At 68.8% G+C, this 18,707-nt stretch carries 12 protein-coding genes; 9 read left to right on the top strand and 3 right to left on the bottom strand.

What is annotated here, in order from left to right; all coding sequences use genetic code 11:
- Nucleotides 1-63 precede the first annotated feature (63 nt).
- Nucleotides 64-3,870, bottom strand: coding sequence for a GH92 family glycosyl hydrolase (locus tag BZZ08_RS06590; RefSeq protein WP_104631187.1), 3,807 nt, complete (start codon nt 3,868-3,870; stop codon nt 64-66).
- Nucleotides 3,871-4,297: 427 nt separating this feature from the next.
- On the opposite strand from BZZ08_RS06590, the gene ngcE reads away from it, so the two are divergent.
- The 7 genes from ngcE (at nt 4,298) to BZZ08_RS06555 (ending at nt 12,569) form a co-directional block, all read left to right on the top strand.
- Nucleotides 4,298-5,746 (top strand): N-acetylglucosamine/diacetylchitobiose ABC transporter substrate-binding protein, encoded by a 1,449-nt coding sequence (gene ngcE, locus BZZ08_RS06585; protein WP_104631186.1) that lies wholly within the window; start codon nt 4,298-4,300, stop codon nt 5,744-5,746.
- An 85-nt stretch (nt 5,747-5,831) separates the two neighbouring features.
- Nucleotides 5,832-6,758 (top strand): carbohydrate ABC transporter permease, encoded by a 927-nt coding sequence (locus BZZ08_RS06580; protein WP_104631185.1) that lies wholly within the window; start codon nt 5,832-5,834, stop codon nt 6,756-6,758.
- A gap of 3 nt (nt 6,759-6,761) precedes the next feature.
- Nucleotides 6,762-7,685 (top strand): carbohydrate ABC transporter permease, encoded by a 924-nt coding sequence (locus BZZ08_RS06575; RefSeq protein WP_104631184.1) that lies wholly within the window; start codon nt 6,762-6,764, stop codon nt 7,683-7,685.
- A gap of 194 nt (nt 7,686-7,879) precedes the next feature.
- Nucleotides 7,880-9,091: an ROK family transcriptional regulator gene (locus BZZ08_RS06570; protein WP_059298200.1), complete on the top strand. Its 1,212-nt coding sequence runs from the start codon at nt 7,880-7,882 to the stop codon at nt 9,089-9,091.
- Between the two features lie 133 nt (nt 9,092-9,224).
- Nucleotides 9,225-10,328, top strand: a complete 1,104-nt coding sequence (locus BZZ08_RS06565) for an ABC transporter substrate-binding protein (protein WP_198601333.1) — start codon at nt 9,225-9,227, stop codon at nt 10,326-10,328.
- A gap of 160 nt (nt 10,329-10,488) precedes the next feature.
- Nucleotides 10,489-11,280 (top strand): ATP-binding cassette domain-containing protein, encoded by a 792-nt coding sequence (locus BZZ08_RS06560; RefSeq protein ID WP_198601322.1) that lies wholly within the window; start codon nt 10,489-10,491, stop codon nt 11,278-11,280.
- Entirely contained in the window at nt 11,277-12,569 is a 1,293-nt protein-coding gene (locus tag BZZ08_RS06555; RefSeq protein WP_104631181.1) for a sugar ABC transporter permease, read from the top strand. The genes BZZ08_RS06560 and BZZ08_RS06555 overlap by 4 nt, the downstream gene beginning before the upstream one ends.
- Before the next feature lie 96 nt (nt 12,570-12,665).
- Here BZZ08_RS06555 and BZZ08_RS06550 read toward each other — a convergent pair whose 3' ends face one another.
- Nucleotides 12,666-14,189, bottom strand: a complete 1,524-nt coding sequence (locus BZZ08_RS06550; RefSeq protein WP_104631180.1) for a chitinase — start codon at nt 14,187-14,189, stop codon at nt 12,666-12,668.
- Between the two features lie 382 nt (nt 14,190-14,571).
- Here BZZ08_RS06550 and dxs point away from each other — a divergent pair, with 382 nt between their 5' ends.
- A complete protein-coding gene (dxs, locus tag BZZ08_RS06540; protein ID WP_104631179.1) occupies nt 14,572-16,500 on the top strand; it encodes a 1-deoxy-D-xylulose-5-phosphate synthase in 1,929 nt (642 codons plus the stop codon).
- Between the two features lie 150 nt (nt 16,501-16,650).
- Nucleotides 16,651-18,162 (top strand): amino acid permease, encoded by a 1,512-nt coding sequence (locus tag BZZ08_RS06535; protein WP_104631178.1) that lies wholly within the window; start codon nt 16,651-16,653, stop codon nt 18,160-18,162.
- Nucleotides 18,163-18,241: 79 nt separating this feature from the next.
- On the opposite strand, the gene BZZ08_RS06530 is transcribed toward BZZ08_RS06535, so the two are convergent.
- Nucleotides 18,242-18,619, bottom strand: coding sequence for an NTP pyrophosphohydrolase (locus tag BZZ08_RS06530; protein ID WP_104631177.1), 378 nt, complete (start codon nt 18,617-18,619; stop codon nt 18,242-18,244).
- Between the last annotated feature and the right edge of the window lie 88 nt (nt 18,620-18,707).

Raw genomic sequence — 18,707 nt, 5'->3', positions numbered from 1 at the left:
TTTTGCGGGGTACGCCGGTCGCCCGGCGTACCCCGCAATGTCATTCCCTGCTCACCTTCGGGTTCAGGCCAGCAGTTCCACCTCCGCCAGCGTGTGCTCGCCGTCCAGGACCAGCCGGTACTTCGCGTACGTGCCCGGCGACTTCACCGAGAACGCGCGCGTCTGCCGGTCCCAGGCGAAGGACTCGCCGGAGCGCTCGTCCAGCGTCCGCCAGGTGGTGCCGTCGGCCGAGCCCTGGAGCTTCCAGCCGGTCGGGGCCTTGGTGCGGTCCGCCGACGAGGTGAGCGTGTACTGGACCGCCTCGGCGCCCTCGCCGGACACGGGCAGGTCCACCGACGTCACGTTCGCGTCCGTCGCCGAGGTGTTGTCGAACAGCGCGCCCTGGCCCGTGATCGCGTCGGTGCGCGGGGCCGGCACCTCGTCGCCCTGGGTGATCGACGGCGGCGCCGCCTTCTCGCCCGTGCCCCACGAGGAGGGCTTCGCGCCCATGTCGAACTCCAGGACGCCGCCCTTCGCGATCAGCGAGTGGGGGAGCGAAGTGGAGTTCCAGCGCTTGCCGTTGACCTTCAGGCCCTGCACGTAGACGTTCTTCGTGCTGTTCTTCGGCGCCTTGACGACCAGCTTGCGGCCGTTCTCCAGGTGCACCGTCGCCTTGGTGAACAGCGGGGACCCGACGGCGTACTCGCCGCTGCCCATCACCAGGGGGTAGAAGCCGAGCGAGGAGAAGAGGAACCAGGCCGACTGCTCGCCGTTGTCCTCGTCGCCGTGGTAGCCCTGGCCGATGTCGCTGCCGGTGTACAGCCGCTGGAGCACCTCGCGGATGTTCTTCTGCGTCTTGTACGGCTGCCCGGCCGCGTCGTACATGTACAGGGCGTGGTGGGCGACCTGGTTGGAGTGCCCGTACATGCCCATGCGGACGTCCCGCGCCTCGACCATCTCGTGGATGACCCCGCCGTAGGAGCCCTTCAGGTCCGGGGAAGCGGTCTCCGGGGTGGACAGGTACGCGTCGAGCTTGTCGCCGAGGCCGTCCCGGCCGCCGTACAGGTTGGCCAGGCCCCGGCTGTCCTGCGGGGCGGTGAAGGCGTAGCCCCAGCCGTTGGTCTCCGTGTAGTCGTAGCCCCACACGCGCGGGTCGTACTTCTCGGAGGCCACGCGCCAGTTGCCCTTGTTGTCCTTGCCCTGGAAGAAGCCCGCCTTCGCGTCGAAGAGGTTGACGTAGTCCTGGGCGCGGTTGAGGAAGTACGCGGACTCGTCCTTGTACCGCTTCTCGCCGGTCTCCTTGTAGAGCTTCTCGCCCATCTTGGCGATGCCGTAGTCGTTGAGGTAGCCCTCCAGCGACCAGGACAGGCCCTCGTGCGTCTCGGTACCGGCGTAGCCGAGGAACGGCGAGGTCTCCATGCCCTTGCGGCCCACGCCCGAGGACGGCGGCACGACGGTGGCGTTCTTGACCGCCGCGTCGTACGCCGCCTTCGCGTCGAAGTCGACGCCCTTGACGTAGGCGTCGGCGAAGGCCACGTCGGAGGAGGTGCCGGTCATCAGGTCCGCGTAGCCGGGGGAGGACCAGCGCGAGGTCCAGCCGCCGTCCTTGTACTGCTGCACGAAGCCGTCGACCAGCTCACCGGCCTGGGACGGGGTGAGGAAGGAGTACGCGGGCCAGGCGGTCCGGTACGTGTCCCAGAAGCCGTTGTTGACGTAGACCTTGCCGTCCACGATCTTGGCGCCGGTCTCGGTCGGCGTGTTCTCCTTGACCGCCTTGGAGAACGGGGAGGCGTACTTGTACCTGCCGTCGACCTTCTCGTGGCCCGCGTTCGGGTACAGGTACAGCCGGTAGAGGCCGGAGTACAGCGTGGTCAGCTGGTCCTGCGTGGCGCCCTCGACCTCGACCTTGCCGAGGATCTCGTCCCACTGCTTCTGGGCGTCGCGCTTGACCTTGTCGAAGGAGGCGCGCTTCGGCAGCTCCTGGCGCAGGTTGTCCTTCGCCTGGTCGACGCTGATCAGCGAGGTGGCGATGCGCAGCGTCACCGCGTGGTCCCGGCCGGCGTCGAAGCGCAGGTGGCCCTTGACGCCGCTGGAGTCGCCGCCGGTGACCGAGCTGTCGAACTCGCCGTAGACGAAGAGGCGGGTGGCACCGGCGGAGCCGCCGGACTTGACGTCCGAGTAGCCGGTGAAGGTGCCGTTCTCCTTGTCCAGGGTCAGGCCGGCCTGGTCGTTGACGTTGTCGAAGATGACGCTCGCGTCGTCACCGGGGTAGGTGAAGCGCATCATCGCCGCGTGGTCGGTCGGCGCCATCTCGGCCTTGACGCCGTTCTCGAACCGCACCCCGTAGTAGTACGGCCTGGCCGTCTCGTTCTCGTGCCGGAAGGCCAGCTCGCGGGCGTCCCGGCCGGTGTCCGGGGTACCGGAGGCGGCCGACGGCATCACCTGGAAGGTCTGCCGGTCGCCCATCCAGGGGCTCGGTTCATGGCTCGCGGCGAACGCCTGCACGGTGGGCAGGTTGTCGTCGTTGTTGCCGCTCGCGTACTCGTAGATCCAGCTGAGCGAACCGGCGTTGGTCACCGGCGTCCAGAAGTTGAAGCCGTGCGGCACGGCGGTCGCGGGGAAGTTGTTGCCGCGCGAGAAGCTGCCGCTGGAGTTGGTGCCGCGGGTGGTGAGCGCGTAGTCGGACAGGTGGGCCTTGGGACGCTCGGGCGCGGCCCGCTCGATGCGCACGTCGTCCAGCCAGCCGCGGAACTTCGCCGGGCCCTTGGGGGAGTCGTACGCCACCAGGATCCGGTCGACGGTCTTGCCGGCCGCGACCGAGCCGATGCCCGACTCGACGCTGTTCCACTGGTTCACGTAGAGGATCTTGGCGTCGCCCTGACCGCGCGGCGTCAGCGGGAACCCGTGCTGGTCGGTGGCCTTGAGGTCGCTCAGGTAGGTGCCGTCGGTGAAGGCGAGGTCGACGGAGACGTTCGTGGCGTCGTAGTCGAGGTCGCCGTCGGCCATCGACGGGAAGATCTTGTACGACAGTTCGCTGCGCCGGTCGACCTTGACGTTCACGTCGAAGATCTTGTTGTACGAGTAGCCCCGGCCGTCCGCGGTGTGCCGGCCCGCGTAGCGCAGCGCGTGGGTGCCGGTGAACCCGGCGTTCGCCTTCGCGGTCGGCGAGCCCACCGGGCCCTCGTCGACGAAGGACAGCATGTCCTCGGGCGTGGGGACCTCGGTGGCGCTGGTGGCCAGCTGCACGTCGGCGAGCTGGAGCGCGTCGCCGGCCCCGTTGTTCTTGGTGATCTCCAGCCGGAAGTGCTGGAACTCGGCGCTCTTCGCGAGTTCGTAGGTCTTGGTCTGGAAGCGCTCGGCGAAGTGCTCCCCGGAGCGGGTGTCCAGCGTCTGCCAGTTCTCGCCGTCGGCCGACCCCTTCAGCGTCCAGTCCAGCGGGTCGCGCTCGTCGTGGTCGTTGGCCGAGGTGAGGGCGTACTTGGCGATCTTCGTCGGCGCGTCGAGGTCGAACTCCACCCAGCCGGTGGGCGCGAAGGTGAGCCACTTGGTGGCCGGCTCGTTGTCGACGAGGTTCTCCTTCACCTCCCGGCCGCCCGTGTTCTCGGCGCTGGCGCGCACGCCGGTGACGTTCTCGGTGACGTTGCCGGGTATGCCGGTGCTGTATCCGCCGTCCACACCGGAGGCCCGCTTGCCGCCGTCCGCGCCGGTGTCGACGGTGTCGGTCCAGTCCGGAGCCGGGTCGTCGGCCTCGAAGGACGACGCGAACCCCCGGTCGGCCTTGGCGGGCGCGTCCGGCAGCGCGACCGCCGCCCCCTGGGAACCCACCGCCAAGGCGAAGGCGGTCGTCATGACGACCGCCGGACCCCATCTGTGCCGAACTCTGTACTGCATGTCCTGGCCACCCTCCCTGCGCGTGGGACAACGTTGTCAAATCAACTGCGCAAGGACCAGTAGGGGTCAAGTGGCATGTGATGTCAAGGGTGTTGGATGTGGCATTCGGTGCTTATGGCAGGGATTCCTCCGGCATGCGGCGCACCGGCCGTTCATATTTCCGGGAGGTCTCAACTCGGAAAAGACGTACCGCGAACCTTGCATTCGATCTTGCTCCGCCGACGGAAAGTGGACTATACCTGTCGGCCACCGGGGGATACGGGGGGAACCGCGACGAGGAACCGTCCAAGGCGCCCGATCAGCGGTGACAGTATCTGTGACCGCACAAGCAGTACCCGCATTTCCTGCACGACCCAGCGTGACCCGATCGCGGTGCCGGGAGGATCCGGTTCACCGCCTGAGTCCTGGAGAAGGCGAGGACTTGAGCATGGGATCCACTTCCGCCGAGAACAACGGTAGGGGCGTCGGCCGCCGCGATCTGATCAAGCGGTCTGCCGCGCTCGGCCTGATCTCCGTACCCACGATGAGCTTCCTGTCCGCCTGCGCGAGCGGCGGCGGGGACGACCAGAAGAAGGCCGAGGCGGGCGAGAAGTCCGCCAAGAACCCGCTCGCGGTCAACGACAGCGCCCAGATGGAATTCGTCCTCTTCGACGGCGGCTTCGGCAAGGAGTACGCCGAGGACGCCGTGAAGCTGTACGAGAAGGCCTTCCCGAAGGCCAAGGTGAAGTTCGCCGCCACCCAGAAGATCCAGTCCACCCTCCAGCCGCGCTTCAACGGCGGCAACCCGCCCGACCTCGTCGACAACTCCGGCGCCGAGCAGATGGACATGGGCGTCCTGGTCGGCAAGAAGCAGCTCGCCGACCTCACCCCGCTGCTCGACGCCCCGTCCTACGACGACCCGAACAAGAAGGTCCGCGACACGCTGCGCCCCGGCATCGTGGAGATGGGCCAGTTCGACGGCGACCCGGTCTGGATCATGTACTACGCCTACACGGTGTACGGCAACTGGTACTCCCAGAAGGCCCTGGACTCCCTGGACGCGGAGTACCCCAAGACCTGGGACGAGATGCTCGCGGTCTGCGCCAAGGCCAAGAAGAAGGGCATGGCCGGCTGGACCTACGCCGGCAAGTACCCGTACTACATCCCCTTCTCGATGTCCCCGATGATCGCCAAGGTCGGCGGCGTCGAGGTGCTGAACGCCATCGACAACCTCGAGCCCAACGCCTGGAAGCACCCGGCGGTCAAGACGGTCTTCGAGGCCTGGTACGAGCTGTACAAGAAGGGCTACATCCTCAAGGGCACCCCGGGCCTGGACCACATCCAGTCGCAGACCGCGTGGGCCAAGGGCAAGGCCCTGTTCATCCCCAACGGCTCCTGGGTGGAGAACGAGTCGGCCAAGGTCATCCCCGCCGACTTCGACCTCGCCGTCTCCGCGCCGCCCGGCATCGACGACTCCGACAAGATGCCCTTCGGCACCATCTGGGCGTCCGGCGGCGAGCCCTTCATCGTGCCGGCCAAGGCGGCCAACGGGGCCGGCGGCATGGAGCAGCTGCGCATCATGCTCAGCGAGGCGTCCTCCAAGAACTTCACCAGCAAGGTGAAGTCCCTGAGCGCCTACAACGGCGGCACCGACGGCATCGAGCTGACCCCGGGCCTCAAGTCGGGCGTCGCGGCGCTGGAGCTGGCCGGCGACAACGTGGTGAACCCGCGCATGCAGGACTGGTACGTGCAGCTCCAGAAGGAGAAGATCGGCGTCTCCTGCCTGGGCGAGATGATGGCGGGCCGGATGACCCCGGCCGAGACCATCAAGAAGATCCAGGGCTACGCCGACGAAGCCGCCAAGGACTCGTCGATCAAGCACTACAAGCACCAGTGAGGACGCGTCACCAGGGCCTGTCCGGCGCCACCGCGCCGGGCGGGCCCTGGCGGCGCCACCCGCGCGCAGATCGGGGTCGGTAGCAATGCAGCACGGCAAGTACCGGTTCATCGTGGGGTTCCTGGCGGTTCCCCTGGGACTGTACGCGCTCTTCGTCATCTGGCCGTTCATCCAGTCCATCTACTACTCGTTCACGGACTGGACGGGGCTGAGCCCCGAGTTCAAGATGGTCGGCTTCGACAACTACTCGCGGATGCTCGACGACGACATCTTCTGGAAGTCGTTGCAACACAGCGTGATGTTCGCGCTGTTGGTGCCGCTGGTGACACTCAGCCTGGCGCTCTTCTTCGCCTTCATGATCAACGTCGGTGGACGGCGCCGCCGCGGCGGCCCGGCGATCACCGGTGTGCGCGGCTCCGGCTTCTACAAGATCGTCTACTTCTTCCCGCAGGTGCTGTCGATCGCGATCGTCGCCCTGCTGTTCCAGTTCGCGTACAACCCGGACAGCGGTGCGATCAACTCGCTGCTGCGCGGGATCGGCCTGGGCTCCGTCCAGCCACTGTGGCTCGGCGATCCCGACATCGCCCTGTGGTGCGTGATGGCGGTGCTGGTCTGGTCGACGGTCGGCTTCTTCGTGGTGCTGTTCTCCGCGGGCATGGCCTCCATCCCGGCGGAGCTGTACGAGGCCGCGCTGCTGGACGGCGCGAGCCGCGCCACCACCTTCTTCAAGGTGACCCTGCCGCTGCTGTGGGACACCGTGCAGTCCGGCTGGGTCTACATGGGCATCCTCGCGCTGGGCGCCGAGTCCTTCGCGGTCGTGCAGATCATGACGACCGGCCCCGGCGGACCCGACTACTCGACCACCGTCATGGTCCTGTACGTGTACCAGAAGGCGTTCCGTGACGGTCAGGCCGCCTACGCCACCACCATCGGCGTCGCCCTGCTCGTCGTCACGCTGGCCTTCGCCGCCGTCGTGATGCGGCTGGGCCGGCGCGAGCGGCTGGAGTACTGATCAATGAAGACGACCGAGACCCCCGCCCCCGTACCGGCCGAACCCGGTACGCCCGTCATCAAGGCCCAGGCCGCCCCCGGCGGACTGAAGGAGGGGAAGAAGGAGGGCACCACCCTCAACGTCTTCTCCCACGGCGTCCTCGTCATCTGGGCGATCATGGTCGGCCTGCCGCTGGTGTGGGCGGTGATGACCTCCTTCAAGGACGACGCCTCCATCTTCGGCTCGCCCTGGGCGCTGCCCGACAAGCTGAACTTCGACAACTGGTCGCGGGCCTGGTCCCAGGCGCACATGAGCGACTATTTCCTCAACACCGTCCTGGTGGTCGGCGGTTCGCTCGTCGGCACCCTGGTGCTGGGTTCCATGGCGGCCTATGTGCTGGCCCGGTTCGACTTTCCGGGCAACCGGTTCATCTATTACTTGTTCATCGCCGGCATGAGTTTCCCGATCATGCTCGCACTGGTCCCGTTGTTCTACGTGGTGGACAACATGGGGATGCTGAACACCATCCACGGGCTGATCCTGGTCTACATCGCCTATTCGCTGCCCTTCACGGTGTTCTTCCTGACCGGGTTCTTCCGGACCTTGCCCACGTCGGTGGCGGAGGCCGCTTTCGTGGACGGCGCCTCCCACTCGCGGACCTTCTTCCAGGTCATGCTGCCGATGGCCAAGCCCGGTCTGATCAGCGTGGGAATCTTCAACTTCCTTGGCCAGTGGAACCAGTACATGCTGCCGACCGTGCTGAACACGGACCCGGACAAGCACGTCCTCACCCAGGGCCTGGTGCAGCTGGCGGTCAGCCAGGGATACAAGGGCGACTGGTCGGGCCTGTTCGCCGGCCTGGTCATGGCGATGCTGCCGGTGCTGGCCGCGTACATCATCTTCCAGCGCCAGGTGGTCCAGGGGCTCACGGCGGGCGCCCTGAAGTAGCGCACCGGACACCTCGCTCATGCCGCTCCCGGAACCCGGGGGCGGCATGCTCGTGTGGGCGGGGACGACCACGGAGGAGACCCGGATGCGGTTCAACCTCTTGACGGGAGGTGACCCGAACGGCTCAGCTTAGAGTTCACTAGTTGGACATGGAAGGGGCCTCATCGAAGCGGCCCCGCGCGCAGGAGGTCGTCGTGGAGACTCCCGGGTCGCAGTCGTCGCTGCACCGAGCCAACCTGGAACGCGTCGTACGGGCGGTACGGCTCGCCGGTTCGCTCACGCAGGCGGAGATCGCGAGGACGACCGGCCTGTCCGCGGCCACGGTCTCGAACATCGTCCGGGAACTGAAGGACGGCGGGACCGTCGAGGTCACGCCCACCTCCGCGGGCGGCCGCCGGGCCCGCAGCGTCTCGCTGAGCGGGGACGCCGGCATCGTCATCGGCGTGGACTTCGGCCACACCCACCTGCGCGTCGCCCTCGGCAACCTCGCCCACCAGGTGCTCGCCGAGGAGTCCGAGCCGCTGGACGTCGACGCCTCCTCGGACCAGGGCTTCGACCGGGCGGAACAGCTGGTCAGCCGGCTGATCGCGGCCACCGGCGTGGACCGCGCCAAGATCGCCGGGGTGGGTCTGGGCGTGCCCGGCCCGATCGACGTGGAGTCCGGGACGCTGGGCTCGACCGCCATCCTGCCCGGCTGGGGCGGCACCCGGCCCGCCGAGGAGCTGCGGGGGCGGCTCGGCGTGCCGGTGCACGTGGACAACGACGCCAACCTGGGCGCCCTGGGCGAGCTGGTCTGGGGCAGCGGCCGGGGGGTGCGGGACCTGGCGTACATCAAGGTCGCCAGCGGCGTCGGTGCCGGTCTGGTGATCAACGGGAAGATCTACCGAGGACCCGGCGGCACAGCAGGTGAAATCGGGCATATCACCCTCGATGAGGCCGGTCCCGTCTGCCGGTGCGGAAACCGGGGTTGCCTGGAGACCTTCGCGGCAGCACGCTATGTGCTTCCGCTCCTCCAGCCGGGCCACGGCACCGATCTGACGATGGAGGGTGTCGTGCGGCTGGCCCGGGACGGTGACCCTGGCTGCCGTCGGGTGATCGCCGACGTCGGCCGCCACATCGGCAGTGGAGTCGCCAACCTCTGCAACCTGCTCAACCCGAGCCGAGTCGTCCTCGGCGGCGATCTCGCCGAGGCCGGTGAGCTGGTGCTCGGGCCGATAAGGGAGTCCGTCGGGCGTTACGCCATCCCCAGCGCGGCACGGCAACTCTCGGTGCTTCCCGGGGCACTTGGGGGCCGTGCGGAGGTGCTGGGAGCCCTTGCCCTCGCGTTGAGCGAGATGGGCGATTCGACGCTTTTGGACGGATCTGCGACCGGCGCTCTGCCGGCGGCCACCCCTGCCTTCACTTAGAGCACGGATGGCACCGTTGTCATCTCGTTAAGGATTTACTTCTTGACGTCGCACGTGTGGCCGAGTTGACTTCCAGCCACCTCGGCCGCAACGACGCGGCCTCGTCAGGGAGGTTTGTGAAGTGAACACGCGTATGCGTCGTGCCGCCGTTGCTCTCGCCGCCGGTGCCATGGCCGTCTCGCTCGCCGCCTGTGGCAGTGCCAAGGAATCCGGCGACGGCAACGACTCGTCCGACTCGGCCGCGAAGAAGGGCGACGACATCAAGGTCGGCCTGCTCCTTCCGGAGAACCAGACCGCGCGGTACGAGAAGTTCGACAAGCCCATGATCGAGAAGAAGGTCAAGGAGCTCACGAACAACAAGGGCGAGGTCGTCTACGCCAACGCCAAGCAGGACGCCAGCCTGCAGAACCAGCAGGTCGACACGATGGTGACCAACAAGGTCGACGTGCTGATCGTGGACGCGGTGGACTACAAGGCGATCGCGGGCTCGGTGAAGAAGGCCAAGGACGCCGGCATCAAGGTCGTCGCCTTCGACCGCCTGGCCGAGGGCCCCATCGACGCCTACACCTCGTTCGACAACGTCACCGTCGGCAAGACGCAGGGCGAGGCGCTCCTCCAGGCGCTGGGCGACAAGGCCAAGAACGCCCAGATCGTCATGATGAACGGCTCCTCCACCGACCCGAACGCCGCCCAGTTCAAGCAGGGCGCGCACGCCGCCCTCGACGGCAAGGTGAAGGTCGGCCGCGAGTACGACACCAAGGAGTGGAAGCCGGAGAACGCCAACGCCAACATGGAGGGCGCCATCTCCGCCCTCGGCAAGGGCAAGATCCAGGGCGTCTACTCCGCCAACGACGGCATGGCGGGCGGCATCATCACCGCCCTGAAGGCCGCCGGCATCTCCAACGTCCCGGTCACCGGCCAGGACGCCGAGCTCGCGGGTGTGCAGCGCATCGTCACCGGTGAGCAGTACATGAGCGTCTTCAAGTCGTACCCGAAGGAGGCCGAGACCGCGGCCGAGATGGCCGTCGCGCTCGCCAAGGGCGAGTCCCTCGACTCCATCGCCAACGACAAGGTCGACTCCGCCACCGCCAAGGGCATCCCCGCGGTCATCGTCCCGGTCGTCTCGCTGACCAAGGACAACATCAAGGAGACCGTCATCAAGGACGGCTTCTACACGGTCGACGAGATCTGCACCGACAAGTACAAGGCCGCCTGCGACAAGATCGGCCTCAAGTAAGCGGACCCGCGTCCAGGGCCGGCTAGAGCCGCCCGGGACCGGCCGCCCCAGCTCCTCCGGCGCCCCGCACTCATCAGCCCCGCAAGCTACGCGGGGCGCCGGACGGAACACCCCCCAAATACTTCTGCACAACCTCCCGCCGGGTCAGGCGGCGAAGGAGATGGTTCACGTGTCCGCTACGCCCGTGCTGGCGTTGCGCGGGGTCTCCAAGCGATTCGGTGCCGTCCAGGCGCTCACCGAGGTAGAGCTTGAGGTCCACGCCGGTGAGGTGGTCGCCCTGGTGGGCGACAACGGCGCCGGAAAGTCCACGCTGGTCAAGACGATCGCCGGCGTGCACCCCATCGATGAGGGCGCCATCGAGTGGGACGGCAAGGCCGTCTCGATCAACAGGCCGCACGACGCCCAGAGCCTCGGCATCGCGACGGTCTACCAGGACCTCGCGCTGTGCGACAACATCGACGTCGTCGGCAACCTCTACCTGGGCCGGGAGATCCGCCGTCGCGGCGTCCTGGACGAGGTGGAGATGGAGCGCCGCTCCCGCGAGCTCCTGGACACGCTGTCCATCCGCATCCCCAGCGTCCGCATCCCGATCGCCTCCCTCTCCGGCGGTCAGCGCCAGGTCGTGGCGATCGCCCGGTCCATGCTCGGCGAGCCCAAGCTGGTCATCCTGGACGAGCCCACCGCCGCCCTCGGCGTCGAGCAGACCGCGCAGGTCCTCGACCTCGTGGAGCGGCTGCGCGAGCGCGGCCACGCGGTCATCCTCATCAGCCACAACATGGCTGACGTCAAGGCGGTCGCCGACAAGGTCGCCGTCCTGCGCCTCGGGCGCAACAACGGCGTCTTCGAGGTCAAGTCGACCTCGCAGGAAGAGATCATCTCCGCCATCACGGGCGCCACGGAGAACGCCGTGACCCGTCGTGCGGCACGCGCAAATGGGGAGATCAAGAAGTGAGCATCGACAAGACCTCCACCCCCGCCGCGGACAGCGCGGTGGAGAACACCGACGCGGCGGCCGCCGCCGTCACGGCCGTCGACCCCCGGCTGCTGGTGCGCGAGCAGGGCTTCGCCGGCTACCTCGGCGAGTTCAAGCGGAAGATGAAGGCCGGTGACCTCGGGTCCATACCGGTCGTCGTCGGTCTGCTGATCATCTGGGCCATCTTCACCAGCCTGAACTCCAACTTCCTCACCGCCGGCAACTTCTCCGACATGTCGGTCGCCATGGTCGGCACCGGCATGATCGCCGTCGGCATCGTCTTCGTCCTGCTGCTCGGCGAGATCGACCTCTCGGTCGGCTCGGTCAGCGGTGTCGCGGGCGCCACCTTCGCGGTGCTGAGCGTCACGCACGGCATGAACGAGTGGCTCGCCCTGCTGCTGGCGATCCTCACCGGTACCGCCGCCGGTGCCCTCCACGGCTTCGTCTTCGCTCGCATCGGTGTCCCGGCCTTCGCCGTGACGCTCGCCGGACTGCTGTTCTGGCAGGGCTTCATGCTCCAGATCCTGGGCGACAACGGCACGATCAACCTCGACTCCGACGGTGTCGTCGTCAAGCTGACCAGCTACTACTTCAGCGACGTGGCCGCCGCCTACGGCCTGGCGGTCGTGGTGACCGCGGGGTACTTCCTCGCCGCGTTCTTCGACAACCGCCGCCGCGAGGCCGCCGGGGTGCCGTCCCGGCCGCTGAACGAGATCATCGTGCGCACGGTGCTGCTCGCGATCCTGGCCTTCGCCGTGGCGATCGTCTTCAACCAGTACAAGGGCCTGCCGCTGGCCGTGGTGATCTTCCTGGCGTTCCTGCTGCTCACGGACTTCGTCCTGCGCCGCACCGCCTACGGGCGCAAGATCTTCGCACTCGGCGGCAGCGTCGAGGCCTCCCGGCGTGCCGGTATCAACGTGGAGCTGGTCCGGATCTCGGTCTTCGCGATCGCCGGCGGCTTCGCGGCGATCGGCGGCCTCTTCGTGGCGTCGAAGATCGCCTCCGCCAACCAGGGCGCGGGCACCGGTGAGTTCCTGATGAACGTCATCGCCGCGGCCGTGATCGGCGGTACGTCCCTGTTCGGCGGCCGCGGCCGCACCTGGGACGCGCTGCTCGGTGTGATGGTCATCGTCTCGATCCAGTACGGCCTCGCCCTGGAGGGCATCGCCTCGCCGGTCCAGTACATGATCACCGGTGGCGTGCTGCTGGCGACCGTCGTCATCGACGCGATCACCCGCAAGACGCAGAAGACGGCCGGCCGCGCATAGCGTCCCGCACGGCCGACGACGGTCCGCCCGCCCGCCCGGCTGAGCCCTGGGCCGGCGGGCGGACCGCTTCGTCGTACGGATACTCGCTCGTGGTGGTCAGCAGGCGCCGAGGTCCTGCCAGACGCCCCACTGGCCGGTGGTCCCGGGCTCCTCGCCGGTCGTCCACCACTTGGCCTTCCAGGTGTGCCCCTCGTGGGAGACCTGCTGCCCGCCCGTGTAGACCGCCCCCGACTTCCACGGGGCGGCGGTGCACTGGCTGCCGTTGCCGCCGGTGACGGTCAGCGCGTACGTGGTGCTGTGGCTGCCGGACGGGCTGGTGCCCGTGACGGTGACGGAGTAGGTCCCCGAGACGGCCTGGCCGGTGGTGGAGAGGGTGAGCGTCGACTGCCCGCCCGCCGTGACCGAGCCGGGACTGAACGCGGCGGTGACTCCCGCCGGGACCCCGCTCGCCTTGAGCTGCACCGTCTCCGCCTCACCGGTCTTCACCGCGGTCTTCACCGTGGTGGTGGCCGAGGCGCCCGCGGTCACCGTGCCGGAGGCCGGGGTGGCGGAGAGGGAGAAGTCGTTCGCCGGGGCGGTGCCGCCGCCGGTGAAGGGCGCGAAGATGTGCGAGAAGTCCCAGGTGTTCTGCTGGATGCCCGAGCAGTTGTCGGCCGCGCCGCCGCCCGCGCAGCCGCCGTTGTCCCGCTGGAGCGCCCAGAAGGACAGGGTGTTGATGCCCTGCTTCAGTGCCCAGTCGTAGACCGTGCGGGCGTTGGCCAGGGTGAAGGTTTCCGCCGGTCCGAAGTCGTCGACGCCGATCATCTCGATGACGCCGATCATGTGCCACAGCTCGGCGGAGGACTTCTGCGGGTACAGCCGGGCCAGCACGTCGTGCAGGCCCTGGGTCGCCGTCTGGGTGTCCTTGGCCATGTCGTGCTGCTGGTTGTCGTAGTAGTCGAACGTCATGAGGTTCACGACGTCGACCTTCGTGCCGTTCTTGACGGCGTTCTCCAGCAGGGCGACGCCGTTGCCCGCGAGGCCGCGGGTGGTCGTGGGCAGCGTGTAGGAGATCTCGACGTGGCGGCCGGTCGCGGCGGCCCAGTCCTGGACCAGCTTGATGGCCTTGTTGCGGCGGTCGATGCCCGCGGTGTTGTCCAGCGAGTCGATCTCGATGTCCATGTCGAGCCTGGTCACGTCGTAGGTGGTGATGACCTTCTCGTAGACCGCGGCGATCTGCTGGACGTCGGTGCAGCTGTCGGCGATCTCGGTGCCGGTGGTGTCGGCCGTGTAGCCGCCGAACGAGGGGATGACGTCGCCGCCGTTCGCCTGGATGGTGTCGAAGTCGGCACCGAAGGTCGACTGCGCGATCGGCATCGACGTGTCGCCGTTCCAGTACGGCGTGCAGGAGCCCGGTGACGCCGTCTGGAGGAAGGCCATGGTCAGGTGCTTGGCGCCCGACTGCGCGGCCAGCGCGGCCGGGCTCTCGCCGGTCCAGGCCTCGAAGTACGGCGCGAAGACCCGGTCCGGCAGCGGGGTCGCCGCCTGGGCCGGGCCGGTGCCGGACAGGGCGAGGCCCACCGCGGCCACGGTGGTGGCGGCCGCGGTGAGGGCCGCGCGGATGGAACGCATGCGTCTCATGTCAGTCCCGGTGTGTGTGGGGAGGAACGTCGATTCCCGTGCTGTGCTGGGGTGTTGCCGGGTACGGGGATATCGCCGGTACACCGGGGGACGCAATGGTCTGGACCAGAATGGGACTAGACCAATCGACCGGGCCGGGAGCCACCCGGCCTGGACACCGTGCGCACGGTGGACTGGACCAGCCGGGTAAAGGTGTCCCCAAGCCGGAGGCGACGTGCCGGCGGACGCGGACCGGGAAGACGCGGACCGGGAAGACGTAGAACGGCCCGCCCCTGGGTAAGGCCGAACGCGTGACGTACGACGCACCGCCCGGACACGTTCCGCCGGAGCGGAACATTAGACTCGACGAGCCCGGCAACAGCTCTACTGCAAGGAGGCACGGGTGCCGCTGCTGACCCGCATCACGGGACCGCGCGATCTGGACCGGCTCAGCCTGGAAGAGCTGACTCAGCTGGCCGAGGAGATCCGTACCTTCCTCGTCGACGCCGTCTCCAAGACCGGCGGCCACCTCGGCCCCAACCTCGGCGTGGTGGAACTCACCCTCGCCCTGCACCGCGTCTTCGACTCGCCGAAGGACAAGGTGCTCTGGGACACCGGCCACCAGTCCTACGTGCACAAGCTGCTCACCGGCCGCCAGGACTTCTCGAAGCTCAAGATGAAGGGCGGCCTGTCCGGCTACCCCTCGCAGGCCGAGTCCGAGCACGACGTCATCGAGAACAGCCACGCCTCCACGGTCCTCGGCTGGGCCGACGGCATCGCCAAGGCCAACCAGGTCCTGGAGCGCGACGACCACGTCGTCGCCGTCATCGGCGACGGAGCCCTCACCGGCGGCATGGCCTGGGAGGCGCTGAACAACATCGCCGCCGCCAAGGACCGCCCCCTGGTCATCGTCGTCAACGACAACGAGCGCTCCTACGCGCCCACCATCGGCGGCCTCGCCAACCACCTGGCGACCCTGCGCACCACCGACGGCTACGAGCGCTTCCTGGCCCGCACCAAGGAGGTCCTGGAGCGCACCCCGGTCGTCGGGCGCCCCCTCTACGACACCCTGCACGGCGCCAAGAAGGGCCTGAAGGACTTCATCGCCCCGCAGGGCATGTTCGAGGACCTCGGCCTCAAGTACGTCGGCCCGATCGACGGCCACGACCTGGAGGCCCTGGAGTCCGCCCTCACCCGCGCCAAGCGCTTCGGCGGCCCCGTCATCGTGCACTGCCTCACCGAGAAGGGCCGCGGCTACCAGCCCGCCCTCCAGGACGAGGCCGACCGCTTCCACGCCGTCGGCAAGATCCACCCCGACACCGGCCTGCCCATCTCCACCTCCGGCGCCGACTGGACCAGCGTCTTCGGCGACGAGATGCTCAAGCTCGGCAAGGAGCGCGAGGACGTCGTCGCCATCACCGCGGCCATGCTCCAGCCGGTCGGCCTCGACAAGTTCGCCAAGGCCTTCCCGGACCGCGTCTACGACGTCGGCATCGCCGAACAGCACGGCGCGGTGTCCGCGGCCGGGCTCGCCCACGGCGGCGTCCACCCGGTCTTCGCCGTGTACGCCACCTTCCTCAACCGCGCCTTCGACCAGGTCCTGATGGACGTCGCCCTGCACAAGTGCGGCGTGACCTTCGTGCTGGACCGGGCCGGCGTCACCGGCACCGACGGCGCCTCCCACAACGGCATGTGGGACATGTCGATCCTCCAGGTCGTCCCCGGCCTGCGCCTGGCCGCCCCGCGCGACGCCGACCAGGTCCGCGCCCAGCTGCGCGAGGCCGTCGCGGTGGACGACGCGCCGACGGTGGTCCGCTTCTCCAAGGGCGCCGTCGGCCCCGCCGTACCCGCCGTCGGCCGCGTCGGCGGCATGGACGTGCTGCGCGCCCCCGGCACCGACACGCCCGACGTGCTCCTGGTCTCCGTCGGCGCCCTCGCGCCGATGTGCCTGGAGGTCGCCGAGCTGCTGAACAAGCAGGGCATCTCCACCACCGTCGTCGACCCGCGCTGGGTCAAGCCCGTCGACGAGGCCATGGCCCCGCTCGCCGAGCGCCACCGCGTCGTCGTCACCGTCGAGGACAACTCCCGGGTCGGCGGGGTCGGCTCCGCCGTCGCCCAGGCCCTGCGCGACGCCGGCGTCGACGTACCGCTGCGCGACTTCGGCATCCCGCCGCGTTTCCTCGACCACGCCTCCCGCGCCGAGGTGCTGGCCGAGATCGGGCTCACCGCGCCCGACATCGCGCGCCAGGTCACCGGTCTGGTCGCCAAGCTCGACGGCAAGTACGACCGCGCGGGCGCCGAGGTGGACCAGGTGGAGGCCGCGCGCGACTGACGTCCGCACTCCGCACTGGGCCGGATGGGCCGGTTCCGCCACTCGTTGCAGTGGCGGAACCGGCCCATCCGCGTGAAATCGCCTACGCCGGGGCATACGCAGTACGCCCCCTCTCGATCATGTCGAGGACGACAAGCGTGGGAGGTCCCCGTGAGCAACACCCTCTTCAGGACCAAGAAGATCGAGCAGTCCATCCGTGACACGGAGGAACCCGAGCACGCGCTCAAGAAATCCCTGTCGGCGCTGGACCTGACCGTCTTCGGTATCGGCGTCGTCATCGGCACCGGCATCTTCGTACTGACCGGCACGGTCGCCAAGAACAACGCCGGGCCCTCCGTGGCCCTGGCGTTCGTCGTCGCCGGAGTCGTCTGCGCGCTCGCCGCGCTGTGCTACGCCGAGTTCGCCTCCACCGTCCCGGTGGCCGGCTCCGCGTACACCTTCTCCTACGCCTCGCTCGGCGAACTGCCCGCCTGGATCATCGGCTGGGACCTGGTCCTGGAGTTCGCGCTCGGCACGGCGGTGGTGGCCGTCGGCTGGTCGGGCTACATCCGCTCGCTGCTGGACAACGCGGGCTGGCACATGCCCGCCGCGCTGGGCGGCAGGGACGGCGCGGAGGGCTTCGGCTTCGACATCCTCGCCGCGGCCCTGGTGCTGGTGCTCACCGCCATCCTCGTGCTCGGCATGAAGCTGTCGGCGCGGATCACCTCGCTCGTCGTCGCCATCAAGGTGGCGGTCGTCCTCATCGTGATCATCGCGGGTGCCTTCTTCGTCAAGAGCGCCAACTACGACCCCTTCATCCCGAAGTCGCAGCCCGTCGAGGCGGGCGGGGGACTGCACTCACCACTGATCCAGCTGATGTTCGGCTGGGCACCGGCCAACTTCGGCGTGATGGGCATCTTCACGGCCGCCTCGGTCGTCTTCTTCGCCTTCATCGGCTTCGACATCGTCGCCACGGCCGCCGAGGAGACCAGGAACCCGCAGCGCGACATGCCCCGCGGCATCCTCGGCTCCCTGATCATCTGCACCGTCCTGTACGTCGCGGTCTCGATCGTCGTCACCGGCATGCAGCACTACACCAAGCTCTCCGTGGACGCCCCGCTCGCGGACGCGTTCAAGGCCACGGGGCATCCCTTCTTCTCCGGCGTGATCAGCTTCGGCGCCGCCGTCGGCCTGACCACGGTCTGCATGATCCTGCTCCTGGGCCAGAGCCGGGTGTTCTTCGCGATGAGCCGCGACGGACTGCTGCCGCGCTTCTTCTCCCACGTCCACCCGAAGTTCCGCACCCCCTACCGGCCGACCATCCTGCTCGGCGTAATCATCGCGATCGTCGCCGGTTTCACCAGCCTCAGCGAGCTGGCCGAGCTGGTGAACATCGGTACGCTCTTCGCCTTCGTCATCGTCGCGATCAGCGTGATCATCCTGCGCCGGACCCGGCCCGACCTGCCCCGCGCCTTCCGCACCCCGCTGGTGCCGCTGCTGCCCATCGTGTCCGTGGCCGCCTCGCTGTGGCTGATGCTGAACCTGCCCGCCGAGACCTGGGTCCGCTTCGGCGTCTGGATGGCGATCGGCTTCGTCGTGTACTTCCTCTACGGCCGCACCCACAGCCGTCTGGCCCGCGGCGAGGAGGCACCGGCCGAGCCGCCCGCCCCGAAGGGCCCGTAGCGCGACGCAGGACGGTGTGAGCGGCGGACCGCGTGAGCGGCGGAGTGCGCGTCGCCGGCCCGTGCGCGCGCTCCGGCCGTCACCCGGGCCGCACCGTCCTCGGCCCCGCGACCTCCGCGCCCAGCTCCGTCACCCGGCGGCGCAGCCCGCGGTCGGCCGTCACGACCAGGACGGGACGGCCGCCCGCCGTCCGCGCGACCAGCTCGACGATGTGGTCGTCCCCGCTGCCGGGCGCGGACTCCACCCGTACGCCGGCCACGGACTCCACCCCGCGGGCCGCGCCCTCGACGACGAGCACGACCTCCACCGGCCCGGACCGCCCCGGCACCCCGTCCGCCGCCAGCCGGTCCCGCAACCGCTCCGCGGCCCCGCGCCGGTCCCGCCACCAGCCGTCGGGCACCGAACCGACCACGTTCGCGGCATCGACGACCACGAGCAGGGACGCGTTCTCTTCCATCCCGCCAGGGTCGCACGCGCCGCCCGCCCCCCAGCGCCTTCGACCGTACCCGACCGACACGGAGCCGACGGTCCCGCTTAGAGTGATG

The sequence above is a fragment of the Streptomyces sp. MH60 genome (genome assembly GCF_002939385.1).
Classification (GTDB): domain Bacteria; phylum Actinomycetota; class Actinomycetes; order Streptomycetales; family Streptomycetaceae; genus Streptomyces.
Note: the sequence above shows the minus strand (reverse complement) of the source record. Positions and strands in the feature narration are given on the sequence as shown.